Source organism: Citrobacter sp. TBCP-5362, from assembly GCF_005406305.1.
Classification (GTDB): domain Bacteria; phylum Pseudomonadota; class Gammaproteobacteria; order Enterobacterales; family Enterobacteriaceae; genus Citrobacter_B; species Citrobacter_B koseri.
The window spans coordinates 4313159-4329191 of the sequence record NZ_CP040234.1 but is presented as its reverse complement, the minus strand read 5'-3'; the positions used below and the strand labels follow the sequence as shown (position 1 = coordinate 4329191).

Sequence of the window (16033 nt, the reverse complement as noted above, 5' to 3'; positions counted from 1 at the left end):
CTCTTAGAGTTCAAGTTCATGTTGCAACAGGCTGGCAATTGCCTCGGCAGATGCGGCGTTGACCAGCGCGTTGCGGAATTCTTCGTGCATAATGCGGCGGGCCAGGCGTGAGAAAATGCGCATATGCTGGTCGCCTGCGGCGTGTTTGTTGAGTGTCAGCATGATGATGAACTGCGCATCGTCATCGCCCCAGCGTACCGGCGCTTTCAGACGCGCCACGCTGATGGTGGACTGCTCAATGTGTTCAGATTTGCTGTGCGGAATGGCGAAGCTAAACCCTAACCCGGTGGAGAACACGGCTTCACGCGCCCACAGGTCGGCCTCCAGCTTGCGCGGGTAGCGACAGCGGTTTGCCAGCAGCAGGTTGTCGGTCATCCCCTTGATCACCTCTTCTTTGCTGCGCCAGTCGCTATCAAGCGTGATGCACTGGGCGGTGACCAGCGGCGCGTCCTGTTGGGCCATGCGGAATTGCGCCAGCAGATGTTCCACTTCCAGCGAGGTGCGACAGGCCATCGCTTGGTTCAGCAACTGGCGGCAGGCACGACTGTCGAACTGGGCCATCCGCGCTTTAGCGGCAGGAATTGACGGCGCGCTCATGCTGATCTCGTCCAGCCCCAGTCCGACCAGCAGCGGCAACACTGACCCCTTCGCGCCGAGTTCGCCGCACAGGCCAATCCATTTCCCCTGACGATGTACCGCCTGTACGGCGAAATCCAGCGCGCGCAGGAAGGCCGGATTCAGGCTGTTGTAGTGACGAGTGACTTTGGCGTTGTCGCGATCGACCGCCAGCAGATATTGCGTCAGGTCATTGCTGCCAATACTGAAGAAATCAATCTCTTCACAGCACTGGTCGATGATGAACATCACCGATGGCACTTCCAGCATGATGCCGAGGGGGATCTTCTCATCAAACGGGACGTGCTCATTGCGTAACTGCTGTTTAGCCTCCGCCAGCTTCTCTTTGACCCACAGGATCTCTTCCATTGAGGAGATCATCGGGATCATGATTTTCAGGCTGCCGTGTGCGGAAGCGCGGAGGATCGATCGCAACTGCGTGGTAAACAGCGTGGCGTACTCTTCATAAATGCGTACGGCGCGATAGCCGAGGAACGGGTTGGCTTCCGCAGGAATGTTCAGATAATCAACGGGCTTGTCACCGCCGATATCCATCGTGCGCACAATAATGCTACGGCCCTGTGCGGATTCCAGCGCCTGGCAAAAAATGTTGTACAGCTCGTTCTCGCAAGGTGCGCTGGTTCTGTCCATATACAGCATTTCTGTACGGAACAGACCAACCGCTTCCGCGCCGTTGCCGAATGCCGCTTGCGCTTCGACGGAGTGCGCAATGTTGGCGGCCACTTCCATACGGATACCGTCGGCAGTGCGCGCTTGTTGGGTCAGCCAGATACGCTGTTGCTCGCGTAAAGCGTCCTGCACACGGGCTTCCTGTTGGTAGTAACGGATGACGGGTTCATCTGGCGCAACGACAATCGCACCGGCGTTGCCGTCGATATAGACCGTCTGGTGCAGCCACGGCGTTAGCGCCTCAATATCCACGCCAACCAGCGTGGGAATGTTGAATGAGCGGGCAAGAATAACCGTGTGCGAAGTTGTACCGCCGCTTTTTAACAACAAGCCTTTGAGGAACGTTTTGTCCAGTTCGAGGAACTGGCTTGGGGTGAGTTCATCGGCCATACAGACGGTGGGTTGGGTCAGTTTGCCTGGCGCCGGGAAGCGTTGTTCGCCATAAATTTGTTGCAGGAGCTGGAAGCAGACGTCGCGTACGTCCAGCGCGCGTTCCTGTAAATAGCGGCTGCTGGAACGGGCAAACTCATCACAAAAGTGCCCGGCGCTTTCGACTATCGCCTGCGCGCAGCTTAAACCGCGCGCAACGCCTGCCAGCAAATGTTGGCGCAGGGAAGTGTCGCCTGCCAGCGAACGGTGGGCTTCCAGAATAGCGCTGGTGGCGCCGTCGCTGTCGAGCTGGCGGAACGCAATATTCTTTATCAGCAGCGTTAAGCCGTTATCCAGCGCAGATTGCTCGGTCTCTATATCACTGGCAGCAGGGAGTTCGCCGAGCGTATTGAGATCCAGCGAGGAGAGCTGCGTCAGAACGCCGCCCGCGCTGCCGGTGCAGACGGCGCGGGCGCGAAAAAACAGCGGGTTCAGGTTTGTCAGCGATGCCGGAAGCGGCTCCAGTTCACTGTTTTTGATCTCCGCCAGAGGCGCATCGCAAAGGGGGAATTCATCGCGCAGCCATTGGCTCAGGCGCTGGTGGGCATCCTGTTCGTCCGTACCCGAAATCAATAACTGACAGGTGTCGCCTGCCAGCGTGTCGGTGCCAATCAGCGCCAGCGCGCTTTTGGCGTTGCCTTTACGGTCGGTGCACAGGTTATGCCACTCAATGTGTGAGGTAAAGGTATTGCACAGCGTCTCAACGTGGCTTGCCGGGCGGGCGTGTACGCCATTGGGCAGCTCACAGGTAAATTCCACAATCAGGGCCATTGCCTTTCTCCCATAACGATTTTCTGGCTACAGGATAAAAGGGCGTTGCCGCATAGTGCCATGTGACAAAACTGCCAAACGCTGGACAAATGTAACATACACGTCAAATTGCGAGACACTTCACAAGTCGGAATGCGGCATCTTATTTCTGAGGTTTGATAAGTTATGAGGCGGATCGCATTTTTGTACTGATATTACAAAAATCCAGTAAATGGCCTTTTTATCCACTGTCTGCGCCGCGTTGGATTGCCTATTGTTTGCCACAACAACGTTATGGATAGGGGCCTGAAGCGGCCCGGGAGCGACTTATGAAAGAGTTGGTGCAGATCCTGAAAAACACCCGTCAACATCTGATGACCGGTGTTTCGCATATGATCCCCTTCGTCGTAGCGGGTGGGATCTTGCTGGCGGTTTCCGTCATGCTGTATGGCAAAGGCGCTGTTCCCGATGCCGCGACCGATCCTAATCTCAAGAAGCTTTTTGATATTGGCGTCGCAGGGCTGACGCTGATGGTGCCTTTTCTCGCCGCCTATATCGGTTACTCCATTGCTGAACGTTCCGCGCTGGCGCCTTGCGCGATCGGCGCCTGGGTGGGCAACAGCTTTGGCGCCGGGTTCTTTGGCGCGCTCATCGCCGGGATTATCGGCGGTATCGTCGTGCATTATCTGAAGAAAATCCCGGTGCATAAGGTATTGCGCTCGGTGATGCCTATCTTCGTTATCCCTATCGTCGGCACCTTCATTACCGCAGGCATCATGATGTGGGGGCTGGGCGAACCGGTTGGCGCGTTAACCACCAGCCTGACCCAATGGCTGCAAGGAATGCAGCAGGGCAGCATCGTGCTGCTGGCGGTCATCATGGGGCTGATGCTGGCCTTCGATATGGGCGGCCCGATTAACAAAGTGGCCTACGCCTTCATGCTGATTTGCGTGGCGCAGGGCGTATACAGCGTGGTGGCGATTGCTGCGGTGGGTATCTGCGTTCCGCCGCTGGGTCTGGGCCTGGCAACGCTGGTTGGTCGTAAAAACTTCTCTTCTGAAGAACGTGAAGCCGGTAAAGCCGCGCTGGTAATGGGCTGCGTTGGGGTCACAGAAGGCGCGATTCCCTTCGCCGCCGCCGATCCGCTGCGCGTGATCCCGTCCATTATGGTTGGCTCTGCCTGTGGCGCGGTAACGGCTGCGCTGTTTGGCGCGCAGTGTTATGCCGGCTGGGGCGGGCTGATTGTTCTGCCGGTTGTGGAAGGCAAGCTGGGTTATATCGCGGCAGTCGCTGTCGGGGCGGTAGTGACGGCAATCTGCGTTAACGTGCTGAAAAGTCTGGCGCGTAAGAAAGTGTCTCAGGTTGATGAGAAAGAAGACGACCTGGATTTAGAGTTTGAGATGAATTAAGTGAGGAATGAGCCATGACGAAGATTATCGCAGTAACAGCATGTCCTTCTGGTGTCGCACACACCTATATGGCGGCCGAAGCGCTGGAAAGCGCGGCCAAAGCGAAAGGCTGGGAAGTCAAAGTCGAGACCCAGGGCTCGATTGGTCTGGAAAACGAACTGACTGCGGCGGATGTGGCGGATGCGGATATGGTGATTCTGACCAAAGATATCGGCATCAAGTTTGAGGAACGCTTTGCGGGTAAAACCATTGTCCGCGTCAACATCAGCGATGCGGTAAAACGCGCCGATGCCATTATGAACAAAATTGACGCGCATCTTTCGCAAATTGCTTAACGTTAGAATGCCCGATGGCGCAAGCTTATCCGGCCTACGATGTTAATCCCCGTAGGCCGGATAAGGCGCTCACGCCGCCATCCGGCAACAAGCTTGCCTACAGGAGTTCCTCATGACGAATCGTACCCAGCGCCTTAAAGCCGCACTTTTCCAGAATAACCGTGAAATTTCGCTTGAGCGCGCGCAGCTGTATACCGCCAGCTATCAGCAGACAGAGGGAGAGCCGGTCATATTGCGTCGCGCTAAAGCGACGGCGTATATCCTTGAGCATGTTGAAATTTCGATTCGTGATGAGGAGTTGATTGCCGGGAACCGTACGGTGAAACCGCGGGCGGGGATTATGTCGCCGGAAATGGACCCGTACTGGTTACTTAACGAGTTAGAACAGTTCCCGACGCGTCCGCAGGACCGTTTTGACATCAGCGAGGACGATAAGCGCCTCTACCGCGAGGTGCTGTTCCCGTACTGGGAAAAACGGTCGATGAAGGATTTCATCAACGGTCAGATGACCGATGACGTGAAAGCCGCCGTCAGCACGCAGATTTTTAGCGTTAACCAGACGGATAAAGGGCAGGGGCACATTATTATTGATTACCCGCGGCTGTTGAATCATGGTCTGGGTAAACTGGTGGCGCAAGTGCGGCAACACTGCCAGCAGCAGCCGGACAATCACTTTTACCAGGCGGCGTTGCTGCTGCTGGAGGCTTCGCAAGGCCACATTCTGCGTTACGCGACGCTGGCGGAGAAAATGGCGGAAAGCTGCCTGGATGCGCGTCGGCGTCAGGAGTTGCTCACCATTGCCGCGAACTCCCGACATAATATGCAGCACAAGCCGCAAACCTTCTGGCAGGCGTGCCAGCTGTTCTGGTACATGAACATCATTCTGCAATATGAGTCTAACGCCAGCTCGCTCTCGCTGGGGCGTTTTGACCAGTATATGCTGCCGTTTTATCAGGCATCGCTGACCCAAGGCGAAGACCCGGCATTTTTAAAAGAACTCCTCGAATCGCTGTGGGTAAAATGTAACGACATCGTGCTGTTACGTTCGACCAGCAGCGCACGCTATTTCGCCGGATTCCCGACCGGTTACACCGCATTGCTTGGGGGATTGACGGAGAACGGACGCAGTGCGGTGAACGTGCTCTCTTTTCTCTGTCTTGATGCGTACCAGAATGTGCAACTGCCGCAGCCGAACCTTGGCGTGCGTACCAATGCGCTGATTGACACGCCCTTCCTGATGAAAACGGCGGAGACGATTCGCCTCGGCACCGGTATTCCGCAGATCTTTAATGATGAAGTGGTTGTGCCTGCGTTCCTGAACCGGGGTGTTTCGCTGGAGGACGCCCGTGATTACGCGGTAGTGGGGTGTGTGGAGCTGTCGATTCCGGGCAGGACCTACGGTCTGCACGACATCGCCATGTTCAACCTGCTGAAAGTGATGGAAATCAGCCTGTATGAGAATGAAGGAAACCACGCGCTGACGTACGAAGATCTGTTGGCGCATATTCGCGCCAAAATCAGCCATTACATTACGCTGATGGTGGAAGGCAGTAATATTTGCGATATCGGCCACCGTGACTGGGCGCCGGTGCCGCTGCTTTCCTCGTTTATCAGCGACTGCCTGGATAAAGGCCGTGATATTACCGATGGCGGCGCGCGTTATAACTTCTCTGGCGTACAGGGGATTGGCATTGCTAATCTGAGCGACTCCCTGCACGCGTTAAAAGGGCTGGTATTTGATCAGCAACGTTTATGTTTCGATGAACTGCTGGCGGTGTTAAAGGCGAACTTTGCGACGCCGGAAGGTGAGCGAATTCGTGCCCGGCTGATTAACCGCTTCGAGAAATACGGTAATGATATTGATGATGTGGATAACATCAGCGCTGAACTGCTGCGCCATTACTGTAAAGAGGTGGAGAAATACCAGAACCCGCGCGGTGGGCAATTTACACCGGGTTCATACACCGTCTCCGCGCATGTGCCGCTGGGTTCGGTGGTGGGGGCGACGCCGGATGGCCGTTTTGCCGGGGAACAGCTGGCAGACGGCGGGTTGTCGCCAATGCTCGGCCAGGATACGCAGGGGCCGACGGCGGTGCTGAAATCAGTAAGTAAACTGGATAACACGCTGCTTTCTAACGGTACGCTGCTCAACGTGAAGTTTACGCCCGCGACGCTGGAAGGTGAGGCCGGCTTGCGCAAACTGGCGGATTTTCTGCGCGCCTTTACCCAGCTTAAGCTACAGCATATTCAGTTTAACGTGTTGAATGCGGATACGTTGCGTGAAGCGCAATTGCGCCCGCAGGATTTCGCCGGGCTGGTGGTGCGCGTGGCGGGTTACAGTGCCTTCTTTGTCGAGCTGTCGAAGGAGATCCAGGATGACATCATTCGCCGCACCGCGCATCAGCTGTAAGAATCTGGAAACGAGCGCTGATGATGTTGCACGTATTTTCAACATTCAGCGTTATTCGTTGAATGACGGGCAGGGAATCCGTACGGTGGTCTTTTTTAAAGGCTGCCCGCATACCTGTCCGTGGTGCGCCAATCCAGAATCTATTTCGCCACGCATCGAAACGGTGCGGCGGGAGAGTAAATGTCTGCATTGCTCGCCCTGCTTGCGTGATGCGGATGAATGCCCTTCCGGGGCGTTTGAACGTATCGGGCGCGATATTACGCTGGATGAACTGGAACGCGAGGTGATGAAAGACGAACTCTTTTTTCGCACCTCCGGCGGTGGCGTCACGCTTTCTGGCGGTGAAGTATTAATGCAGGCGGCGTTTGCCACGCGGTTTCTGCAACGTCTGCGACGTTTCGGCATTTCCTGCGCGATTGAAACCGCAGGCGATGCGCCTGCCAGCCGGTTGCTACCGCTGGCTAAAGCGTGTGATGAAGTGCTGTTTGATTTAAAGATTATGGAGCCGCGCCAGGCGCATGAGGTGGTCAAAATGAATTTACCACGCGTGCTGGATAACCTGCGTTTACTGGTAAACGAGGGGATTACGGTCATCCCCCGTTTGCCGTTGATTCCGGGCTACACGCTCAACGTTGAGAATATGCAGCGAGCGTTAGCAGTGTTGCTATCGTCAGGGATTAATCAGGTGCACCTGCTACCGTTTCATCAGTATGGTGAAGCGAAATACCGTCTGCTTGGGCAGCCGTGGGCAATGAAAGATGTGCCTGTACCCTCGCCGCAAGATGTGGCGGAAATGCAGGCGTTGGCAGAGCGAGCCGGGTTTCTGGTTACTGTGGGAGGTTAATATGACAGTATCAACTGTACGTTATCTGGTTGCCGTTACCGCCTGCGTCAGCGGCGTGGCGCATACCTATATGGCCGCCGAACGCCTGGAGAAGCTCTGCCAGCAGGAAAAATGGAACATTAAAATTGAAACCCAGGGGGCGCTGGGCACGGAAAACCGCTTAACGGAGGAGGATATCAACCGGGCGGATGTTGTGTTGCTGATTACAGATATTGAACTGGCGGGCGCGGAGCGTTTTGTTCAGAGTCGGTATGTTCAGTCAGGAATTAACGCCTTTCTTCGCGAACCTCAGCGGGTGATGAGCGCCGTGCGTAAACTGCTCACCGCGCCGCAGCATACGCATCTTATTCTGGAGTAGCCTTCTTTTCCGTCAACTGGCTGTGGTACTGCCGACGATATTCTGACGGCGAACGCTCCGTATTTTTACGAAACAGGCGGCAGAAATAGTTGCTGTCGACAAATCCACAGGTGTGAGCCACTTCTTTGACTTTCAGATCGTAACCCTTCAGCAGCGTTTTCGCGTGTTCCAGCCGAGTGTGATTCAGATATTCGTTAAAGCCGATAGCGCCTGTTTTTTGAAACAGATGAGAAAGGTAGTTTGGCGAAATATAAAACGCCTGCGCCACCGATTCGCGGGTGAGCGGGGAAGCGTAACGCTCATCGATATAGCTGCGAATCGCTTCAAAAAGCGCCTGACTCCGTGACGCCGTCTGGATTTGGCTACCCAGCAGGTCGCGGCAGTGGCTCAACAGGCTGGCGACAATTAATCGGGCCGTCTGCTGTTCCTGCGGCTGCATCTGCATTTCATTGAGCGTTTGCAGCAGGAAGGAGCCAATACGTGGGCCTCGACGTGCGACATGCTGCTTCGCAAGATTCTGATATTGTTTGCCGTCCCAGTGAACAACGCTGAAACCTAATTGCTGCTTGCCAAACAGGATGCTGAGCGTGGTGACGGGCGTTTGCCACTGCGGGAAGTTCCAGCTGCCTGCCGGAACATACAGAACGTCGCCAGCGATGAGCGTCACGGGCGCGGCCGGGATGCCTGTATCGGTGAACTCCCCCTCCAGCACAATCTCCAGGCGTGGAAAATCAACCTGATACGCCAGTTCGGGCGCCGTACCGCTGGTATTGGCGAAAAAAACCTGCCGTAGCGCCATAGGGCCGTTAATCAGACGGGAGAGAAGGTGGCTGACGTCGTGATACATGTTGATACCTTGCAGAGCGCAGACAGAGGAAACAGTAACGTTGAACGTAAACCGCCTCAAGCGATAATTGCCGGATGGCGGTACGCGGGTTATGCATTTTGCAGGCCGGATAAGCGTCAGCGCCATCCGGCGATGCCGTTACTGATTCCCGACATGATCCCCGTAAGGCAGGGTATCGTAATCAATCAACGCGTTTTTCTTATACGGGTTGCCAATCCAGCGCGTGATCGCCTTGAACTGCGGGCTGGTGATGGAGCGCGTCGGGTCGAACCCGTCGTAGGTCAGCCCCGCTAAGTCGGACCAGGTATGGATAAGTTCAGAGCTGCTGTACTTGCGGTCAACATACGTAGAGAGATCGCGCGGGTGTGCGGCCTGCCACTTTTCTGACGTCCATAACAGGAACGGCACCGTATACATATGACGCGTAGGGTTGTCTTCGTTACGCCCCTGCGTTTTGTGCGGCGGCGTGTCATACACTTCTTCACCGTGATCGGAGAAGTAGAGCAGAAAACCGTTCGGGTCAGTCGCTTTATAGTCCTTAATCAGGCTGGCGACGACATGGTCGTTATACAGATTCGCGTTATCGTAATCGTTATAAATATCCTGTTCGTCTTCGCTCACGCCCGCAGGGATATGATCGGTTTGACCGTCAAATTTTCCCTGATTCTCCGGGTAGCGGAATTTGTATTTGATATGTGTTCCCAACAGGTGAACGATAATAAATTTCTTCGGCGCCGGGTCGGCCATTACGTCTTTAAAGGGCGCCAGAACGTTGGTGTCATATTCCCGCGCGCTTTGAGTACGCTGCTGATTCATATAAAACTGCTTGTCGGTCTGTTTCGAGAATACGGTCAGCATCGTATTACGCGCGGTCATCGTCTGCTGATTGGTGATCCAGAACGTCTTATAACCTGCCTGTTTCATCATGTTCATCAGCGACGGTTTCGTCAGATACAGATCCGGGTTCTTTTCATTGGCGAAGGTCAGCGCCTGTTGCAGAATTTCAATCGTGTATGGCCGGGAGGTGACGACGTTATTGAATACGGTCAGACCCGGATCGCTTTTATGCAACGCGTCCAGCTCTGGCGTGGTTTCACGCGGATAACCGTACAGACTCATGCGACCACGCTGGGTTGACTCGCCGATAACCAGCACTAACGTACGCGGCGCATCACCGGAGTTATCTTTAAAATTCGTTAACGGAGGCAGCGCGTTGTTCTCGTTAAGCAGGCTATTCAGCGACGTGAGTTGCTGATTATATTGATAATAGCCATTGATAAACTGCCACGGCGCAGCGGGTTCCATACGCGAGGCGAGGCCGCCTAATGTCTGCTCAAACGGCTTATGTTTGATAAACGTCCCGACGGCGATCGGATGCAGAATAAGGCCGTATAACAATGCAAAGGAGACTAACCAGCGCCACGGCGCGGGAATATATATGGGCTTTAAACGCGTCCACAGCAGGATTGCCACGGCGGTATAGGCCAGGGCGATAAGGATAATCTTCAGACTGAAATACTGGCTCAAGTACTCGCTGGCTTCGTTCGCGTTTGTTTCAAACATGACATACAGAACGCTTTGCGAGAATTCCTGCCCGTAAATGACATAATAACTGAGCGCCGCCAGCGAAGAGGCCCAGAGTACAACGCCAATAACGGCGGCAATCGCGCGGGTATGACGGGGAAATAAAAATACCGGGATCAGCCAGAGCGAACTGAAAAGCAGTGAATCACGCAGCCCGTTGGTGCCGCTATAGCCGCTGATGCAAATAACGGCCTGAAGTAATGTAGAGAAGAACCAAAAATAGAGTAGCGCCCAGCCAAGGGCTTTCCAGCTAAACGAAGGTTTAGCAGATGTGTGTGTGAAGAACATATATGAAGCCTGTTTTTATTCGAGTCGCCAACGTAGCGACAAATCATTAAGAGAACCTTAAGTATGGCGATGCCAGTGACCTATTCTTGTTGATGGCGTATTCAGCAGAGTGAACAAAACGCAGGCAGGAATATATTGAAAAACAGGCGATTATTACAGAAATATTTCAAAGCCCTCTCGCCCGGGCGGGCGAGAGGGGATATGACGATGCGTGTGGGTTAGCCGGTATTACGCATCCCCGCAGCCACGCCCGCAATCGTGACCATCAGCGCCTGTTCGACGCGCGGGTCTGGATCTTTACCTTGCTCTTCTGCAAGACGGGAACGGTGTAAAAGCTCCGCCTGCAATACGTTCAGCGGGTCGGTATACACATTCCTTAACTGGATAGACTCGGCAATCCACGGCAGGTCGGCCATCAGATGGGAATCGTTGGCAATCGCCAGCACCACTTTGATGTCCTCTGCCAGCAGGTTGCGTAACTCTTCACCCAGTGGCCACAGCGCTTTTTTGACCAGGCGTTGATCGTAGTATTCCGCCAGCCACAGGTCGGCTTTAGAGAACACCATCTCCAGCATGCCGAGGCGCGTGGAGAAGAACGGCCAGTCGCGGCACATGGCTTCCAGTTCGCTTTGCTTGCCATCTTCAACAACTTTTTGCAGCGCGGTGCCCGCACCCAGCCAGGCCGGGAGCATCAGGCGGTTTTGCGTCCAGGCGAAGATCCAGGGAATGGCGCGCAGGGATTCAACCCCGCCTGTCGGGCGACGTTTTGCCGGGCGCGAACCGAGCGGCAATTTGCCCAGTTCCTGTTCTGGCGTTGCGGAACGGAAGTACGGGACGAAGTCTTTATTCTCACGGACATAGCCGCGATACAGGTCGCAGGAGATCACGGACAGCTCGTCCATGATATGACGCCACGAATTTTTCGGCTCCGGCGGCGGCAGCAGGTTGGCTTCCAGAATCGCGCCGGTGTACAGAGACAGGCTGCTGATGGTGACTTCAGGCAGGCCGTACTTAAAGCGGATCATCTCACCCTGTTCGGTCACGCGCAGACCGCCTTTCAGGCTGCCCGGCGGTTGGGAAAGCAGCGCCGCATGAGCAGGCGCGCCGCCACGGCCAATGGAACCGCCGCGACCGTGGAACAGCGTCAGCTCAATTCCGGCTTTTTCACAGGTTTTGATCAGCGCGTCCTGAGCCTGATACTGCGCCCAGGAGGCGGCCATTACGCCTGCGTCTTTCGCTGAGTCAGAGTAGCCAATCATGACCATCTGTTTGCCCTGAATAAAGCCGCGATACCAGTCGATATTCAGCAACTGAGTCATTACCGCGTCGGCGTTGTTCAGGTCGTCCAGCGTTTCGAACAGCGGCGCAACAGGCATGGCAAAGCTAATTCCGGCTTCTTTCAACAACAGATGCACGGCCAGCACGTCGGACGGCGTTTTCGCCATAGAGATAACGTAAGCGGCGATGGAACCCAGCGGCGCTTCGGCAATCACTTTACAGGTCTCAAGCACTTCGCGGGTGTTGTCGCTCGGTTCCCACTGACGAGGCAGCAGCGGACGCTTGGAGTTGAGTTCGCGGATCAGGAAAGCCTGTTTATCGGCTTCGGACCAGCTTTCATAATCGCCGATGCCCAGATAACGCGTCAGCTCGCCCAGCGCTTCGGTATGGCGGGTGCTCTCCTGGCGAATATCAATGCGCACCAGCGGCACGCCAAAGCATTTCACCCGGCGCAGGGTATCAAGCAGTTCGCCATTGGCGATGATGCCCATGCCGCACGCTTGCAGAGACTGATAACAGGCGTACAGCGGCTCCCACAGCTGCTCGTTTTGCGTCAGCAGGCCAGCGGGTTTCGGCAGTTTCTCGCCTTTCAGACGCGCTTCCAGCCAGGCTTGCGTCGCCATCAGGCGGGAACGCAGGCTTTTCATCAGGTAGCGGTAAGGTTCTGATGCGCCTTCTTCGCCGACCAGCGCCAGTAGTTCCGGCGTGGCGTCGACCATCGACAGCTCAGAAATCAGAACCTGAATATCTTTCAGGAACAGATCGGTGGCTTTCCAGCGGCTCAACAGGAGAACGTGGCGGGTGACATCAGCCGTTACGTTCGGGTTGCCGTCACGGTCGCCGCCCATCCAGGAGGTGAAACGCACCGGAACAAAATCCACCGGCAGTTTGTAGCCCAGATGTTCTTCCAGTTGTTCGTTCAACTCACGTAGATAATTTGGCACCCCTTCCCACAGGCTGTTTTCAACCACCGCAAAGCCCCATTTGGCTTCATCAACCGGACTTGGGCGGTTTTTACGGATTTCATCCGTATGCCAGGACTGGGCGATCAGCTGGCGCAGACGGCGCATGAGCTGATTACGTTCGTAATCCGCGATCTCTTTGTTATCAAGCTGCTTCAGACAGGCGTTGACTTCGCCCATTTTGTGAATCAGCGTGCGGCGAGTGATCTCGGTAGGGTGTGCGGTCAGTACCAGTTCCAGAGATAACGACTCCACCGCGTTTTTGATGGTGGCTTCGTCGAGATTGGGTTGATCTTTCAGTTTACGCAGGGTGCGGGCAATCACTTCCGGGTTGCTGGCAGCTTCGCCCTGCGGCGAAATGCTGTGGTACTGCTCGGCGGTATTGGCCAGGTTCAGGAACTGACTAAACGCGCGGGCAACAGGCAGCAGCTCGTCGTTGGACAGATTCTGTAGCGTGGTGAGCAACTCCTGGCGATTCGCTTCATTGCCAGCGCGAGATGATTTAGACAGCTTACGGATTGTTTCTACGCGATCAAGAATGTTCTCTCCCAGCGCATCCTTGATGGTTTCTCCCAGCACTTTGCCGAGCATACTGACATTACTACGCAACGCGGAATATTGTTCGTTCATATGATCCCAGACACCCCATCTGTTTTGAATATGTCCTGTATCTTTCGCGTCACAGCGGCGTTGGCTGCAACGTGAAATCTTTCGGACTTTAATTTTTTACATCACTTCTTATCTTTATAAAGCCACGTAAAACACCTGACGTCAATTGCTGCGAAATCGGTTCAGCAAACGAATAAATGACGGGAATTTACGTAATTTAATTCACATCGAATCAAATAAGCGTTGCTTATGGAAATGTTAATAAATCACCTCGCTTACCACTAAAGGGTTAGCGAGGTGATAAGCAGTTAATGCCAGCAGAAATGATGGACAACCTGCGTAATCAGCTCGCGGGTTGGCTTGATAAAACGCGTTTCCAGATATTCATCCGGCTGGTGCGCCTGATTAATCGAACCCGGGCCAAGCACCAGCGTTGGGCACAAGGTCTGGATAAACGGCGCTTCGGTGCAGTAGTTCACCACTTCGGTTTGCGCGCCCAGCAGTTTCTCGACCACTTCCACCAGTTGATGGTCAGGCGGGCATTCGTAGCCGGGAATCGGCGGATGCAGTTCGGACACCGTCAGACGGCCCGGCCAGCGCTCGCTCACGGGCGCCAGCGCATCGTTGAGCAATCCGTTGAGATCGTTCAGCGTCATGCCCGGCAGCGGGCGAATATCCATATGCAACTCGCAACAGGCGCAGATACGGTTCGCGGCGTCGCCACCGTGAATGTGGCCCAGGTTTAATGTCGGATAAGGAACGGTAAACGCCGCGTAGTGATAACGTTCTTTCAGGTCATCGCGCAGCTGCATGATGCGGCCAATGGCGTCGTGCATCAGCTCAATGGCGTTAACCCCGCGCGCCGGATCGCTGGAGTGGCCCGATTGCCCCAGAATGCGGATGGCGTTTGAAATGTGGCCTTTGTGTGCGCGCACCGGTTGCAGGGACGTTGGTTCACCGATGATCGCGCAGTCCGGGCGCAGGGCGGTGGTTTCAGCAAAATAGCGCGCGCCCGCCATGCTGGTCTCTTCATCGGCGGTAGCCAGAATATACAGCGGTTTTTTCAGCGTCGTCACATCCACGTCACGCAGGGCATCGAGGATAAAAGCAAAGAAGCCTTTCATGTCCGCCGTACCCAGCCCGTAGAGCTTGTTATCGTGCTCGGTCAGCGTGAACGGATCGCGCGTCCAGCGTCCGTCGTCAAAGGGAACGGTATCGGTATGGCCCGCCAGCAACAAACCGCCAGCACCCTGTCCGGTGCTTGCCAGCATATTGAATTTATTGCGCGTACCGGGGACTGCCTGAACCTCAACCTTGAAGCCCAGATCTTTAAACCAGTCTGCCAGCAGAGTGATTAAAGACGCATTACTTTGATCGAGCGCTTCTTCGGTAGCGCTAATCGACGGTGTGGCAATCAGAGCGCGGTAAATCTCGATAAATGGCGGTAAAGTGTTTTTCATTGTTGACACACCTCGGGTCATGATAGTATCAATATTCATGCATTATTTGTGAATAAAAATACATTAACGTTGAGCGTAAGAAAACCCACCAACTGTAAGGTGAAGTTGTTACGGCTTAACCAGGCAACCAGACATAAGAAGGTGAACAGCCCCGATGTTGAATACGCTGATTGTGGGTGCCAGCGGTTACGCTGGCGCAGAGCTTGTGACCTATGTAAATCGTCATCCTGATATGACCATAACCGCTTTAACCGTCTCAGCGCAAAGCAATGATGCAGGAAAGCTAATCTCTGATTTACATCCGCAGTTAAAAGGCATTGTCGATCTGCCATTGCAGCCAATGTCTGATATTAGCGAGTTCAGCGGCGGGGTGGATGTGGTGTTTCTCGCCACCGCGCATGAAGTGAGCCACGACCTGGCCCCGCAGTTCCTGAATGCGGGCTGCGTTGTGTTTGATCTCTCCGGTGCGTTCCGGGTTAATGATAGCGCCTTCTACGAAAAATATTATGGCTTTACCCATCAGCACCCTGAGTTGCTGGAACAGGCGGTGTATGGCCTGGCGGAGTGGAGCGCGGACAAGCTAAAAGAAGCGAATCTGATTGCGGTGCCGGGATGCTATCCGACGGCGGCGCAATTGTCGTTAAAACCGCTGATTGACGCAGGCCTGCTGGATCTCAACCAGTGGCCGGTCATTAACGCAACCAGCGGCGTGAGCGGCGCCGGGCGTAAGGCGGCGCTTTCGAACAGTTTCTGTGAAGTCAGCCTGCAACCGTATGGCGTCTTTACCCATCGTCATCAGCCGGAAATCGCCACCCATCTGGGGGCAGAGGTTATTTTCACGCCGCATCTGGGGAACTTCCCGCGCGGGATTCTGGAAACGATCACCTGCCGCCTGAACGCTGGCGTTACCCATACTCAGGTGGCGCAAGCGTTGCAGCAGGCGTATGGCGACAAGCCGCTGGTGCGGCTATATGACAAGGGCGTTCCGGCGCTGAAGAATGTGGTCGGGCTGCCGTTCTGCGATATTGGCTTTGCCGTTCAGGGCGAGCACCTGATCGTGGTGGCGACCGAAGATAACCTGTTGAAAGGCGCAGCGGCGCAGGCTGTGCAGTGCGCAAATATCCGTTTCGGCTTTGCTGAAACGCAGTCTCTTATTTAAGGGTGC

11 protein-coding genes are annotated in these 16033 nt (G+C 55.0%); 6 read left to right on the top strand and 5 right to left on the bottom strand.

Annotated features, from left to right (window positions below; all coding sequences use genetic code 11):
- Nucleotides 1–3 precede the first annotated feature (3 nt).
- Nucleotides 4–2505, bottom strand: a complete 2502-nt coding sequence (ptsP, locus tag FD428_RS20545) for a phosphoenolpyruvate--protein phosphotransferase (protein WP_114848739.1) — start codon at nt 2503–2505, stop codon at nt 4–6.
- A 308-nt stretch (nt 2506–2813) separates the two neighbouring features.
- On the opposite strand from ptsP, the gene FD428_RS20540 reads away from it, so the two are divergent.
- From FD428_RS20540 to FD428_RS20520, 5 genes are all read left to right on the top strand, one after another.
- Nucleotides 2814–3893: a PTS fructose transporter subunit EIIC gene (locus FD428_RS20540; RefSeq protein ID WP_012133843.1), complete on the top strand. Its 1080-nt coding sequence runs from the start codon at nt 2814–2816 to the stop codon at nt 3891–3893.
- A gap of 14 nt (nt 3894–3907) precedes the next feature.
- A complete protein-coding gene (locus tag FD428_RS20535) occupies nt 3908–4228 on the top strand; it encodes a PTS fructose-like transporter subunit IIB (RefSeq protein WP_024130658.1) in 321 nt (106 codons plus the stop codon).
- A gap of 112 nt (nt 4229–4340) precedes the next feature.
- Nucleotides 4341–6638 (top strand): formate C-acetyltransferase, encoded by a 2298-nt coding sequence (locus tag FD428_RS20530; RefSeq protein ID WP_114848740.1) that lies wholly within the window; start codon nt 4341–4343, stop codon nt 6636–6638.
- A complete protein-coding gene (locus FD428_RS20525; protein WP_114848741.1) occupies nt 6604–7482 on the top strand; it encodes a [formate-C-acetyltransferase]-activating enzyme in 879 nt (292 codons plus the stop codon). Before FD428_RS20530 ends, FD428_RS20525 begins: the two co-directional genes overlap by 35 nt.
- 1 nt (nt 7483) lies before the next feature.
- A complete protein-coding gene (locus tag FD428_RS20520) occupies nt 7484–7840 on the top strand; it encodes a PTS fructose-like transporter subunit IIB (protein WP_112001499.1) in 357 nt (118 codons plus the stop codon).
- Here the strand turns inward: FD428_RS20520 and FD428_RS20515 are convergent.
- From FD428_RS20515 to argE, 4 genes are all read right to left on the bottom strand, one after another.
- The gene (locus FD428_RS20515) at nt 7827–8687 is read right to left on the bottom strand and encodes an AraC family transcriptional regulator (RefSeq protein ID WP_058668390.1); all 861 of its coding nucleotides are present in this window, start codon (nt 8685–8687) and stop codon (nt 7827–7829) included. The genes FD428_RS20520 and FD428_RS20515 overlap by 14 nt on opposite strands.
- A gap of 138 nt (nt 8688–8825) precedes the next feature.
- Nucleotides 8826–10559 carry a phosphoethanolamine transferase CptA gene (locus tag FD428_RS20510; protein ID WP_114848742.1) on the bottom strand — a complete coding sequence of 578 codons (1734 nt, stop codon included), beginning with the start codon at nt 10557–10559 and terminating at the stop codon, nt 8826–8828.
- A gap of 218 nt (nt 10560–10777) precedes the next feature.
- Complete coding sequence (gene ppc, locus FD428_RS20505; RefSeq protein WP_114848743.1) at nt 10778–13429, bottom strand: phosphoenolpyruvate carboxylase; 2652 nt, start codon at nt 13427–13429, stop codon at nt 10778–10780.
- A 287-nt stretch (nt 13430–13716) separates the two neighbouring features.
- Entirely contained in the window at nt 13717–14868 is a 1152-nt protein-coding gene (gene argE, locus FD428_RS20500; RefSeq protein WP_024130656.1) for an acetylornithine deacetylase, read from the bottom strand.
- 154 nt (nt 14869–15022) lie between these two features.
- Between argE and argC the strand changes: the two genes are divergently transcribed.
- Nucleotides 15023–16027 (top strand): N-acetyl-gamma-glutamyl-phosphate reductase, encoded by a 1005-nt coding sequence (gene argC, locus FD428_RS20495; RefSeq protein ID WP_114848744.1) that lies wholly within the window; start codon nt 15023–15025, stop codon nt 16025–16027.
- The last annotated feature ends 6 nt before the right edge of the window (nt 16028–16033 follow it).

Coding starts and splice junctions, on each gene's coding strand:
- ptsP (WP_114848739.1), bottom strand. CDS start 2,505: ATGGCCCTGATTGTGGAATTTACCTGTGAGCTGCCCAATGGCGTACAC.
- FD428_RS20540 (WP_012133843.1), top strand. CDS start 2,814: ATGAAAGAGTTGGTGCAGATCCTGAAAAACACCCGTCAACATCTGATG.
- FD428_RS20535 (WP_024130658.1), top strand. CDS start 3,908: ATGACGAAGATTATCGCAGTAACAGCATGTCCTTCTGGTGTCGCACAC.
- FD428_RS20530 (WP_114848740.1), top strand. CDS start 4,341: ATGACGAATCGTACCCAGCGCCTTAAAGCCGCACTTTTCCAGAATAAC.
- FD428_RS20525 (WP_114848741.1), top strand. CDS start 6,604: ATGACATCATTCGCCGCACCGCGCATCAGCTGTAAGAATCTGGAAACG.
- FD428_RS20520 (WP_112001499.1), top strand. CDS start 7,484: ATGACAGTATCAACTGTACGTTATCTGGTTGCCGTTACCGCCTGCGTC.
- FD428_RS20515 (WP_058668390.1), bottom strand. CDS start 8,687: ATGTATCACGACGTCAGCCACCTTCTCTCCCGTCTGATTAACGGCCCT.
- FD428_RS20510 (WP_114848742.1), bottom strand. CDS start 10,559: ATGTTCTTCACACACACATCTGCTAAACCTTCGTTTAGCTGGAAAGCC.
- ppc (WP_114848743.1), bottom strand. CDS start 13,429: ATGAACGAACAATATTCCGCGTTGCGTAGTAATGTCAGTATGCTCGGC.
- argE (WP_024130656.1), bottom strand. CDS start 14,868: ATGAAAAACACTTTACCGCCATTTATCGAGATTTACCGCGCTCTGATT.
- argC (WP_114848744.1), top strand. CDS start 15,023: ATGTTGAATACGCTGATTGTGGGTGCCAGCGGTTACGCTGGCGCAGAG.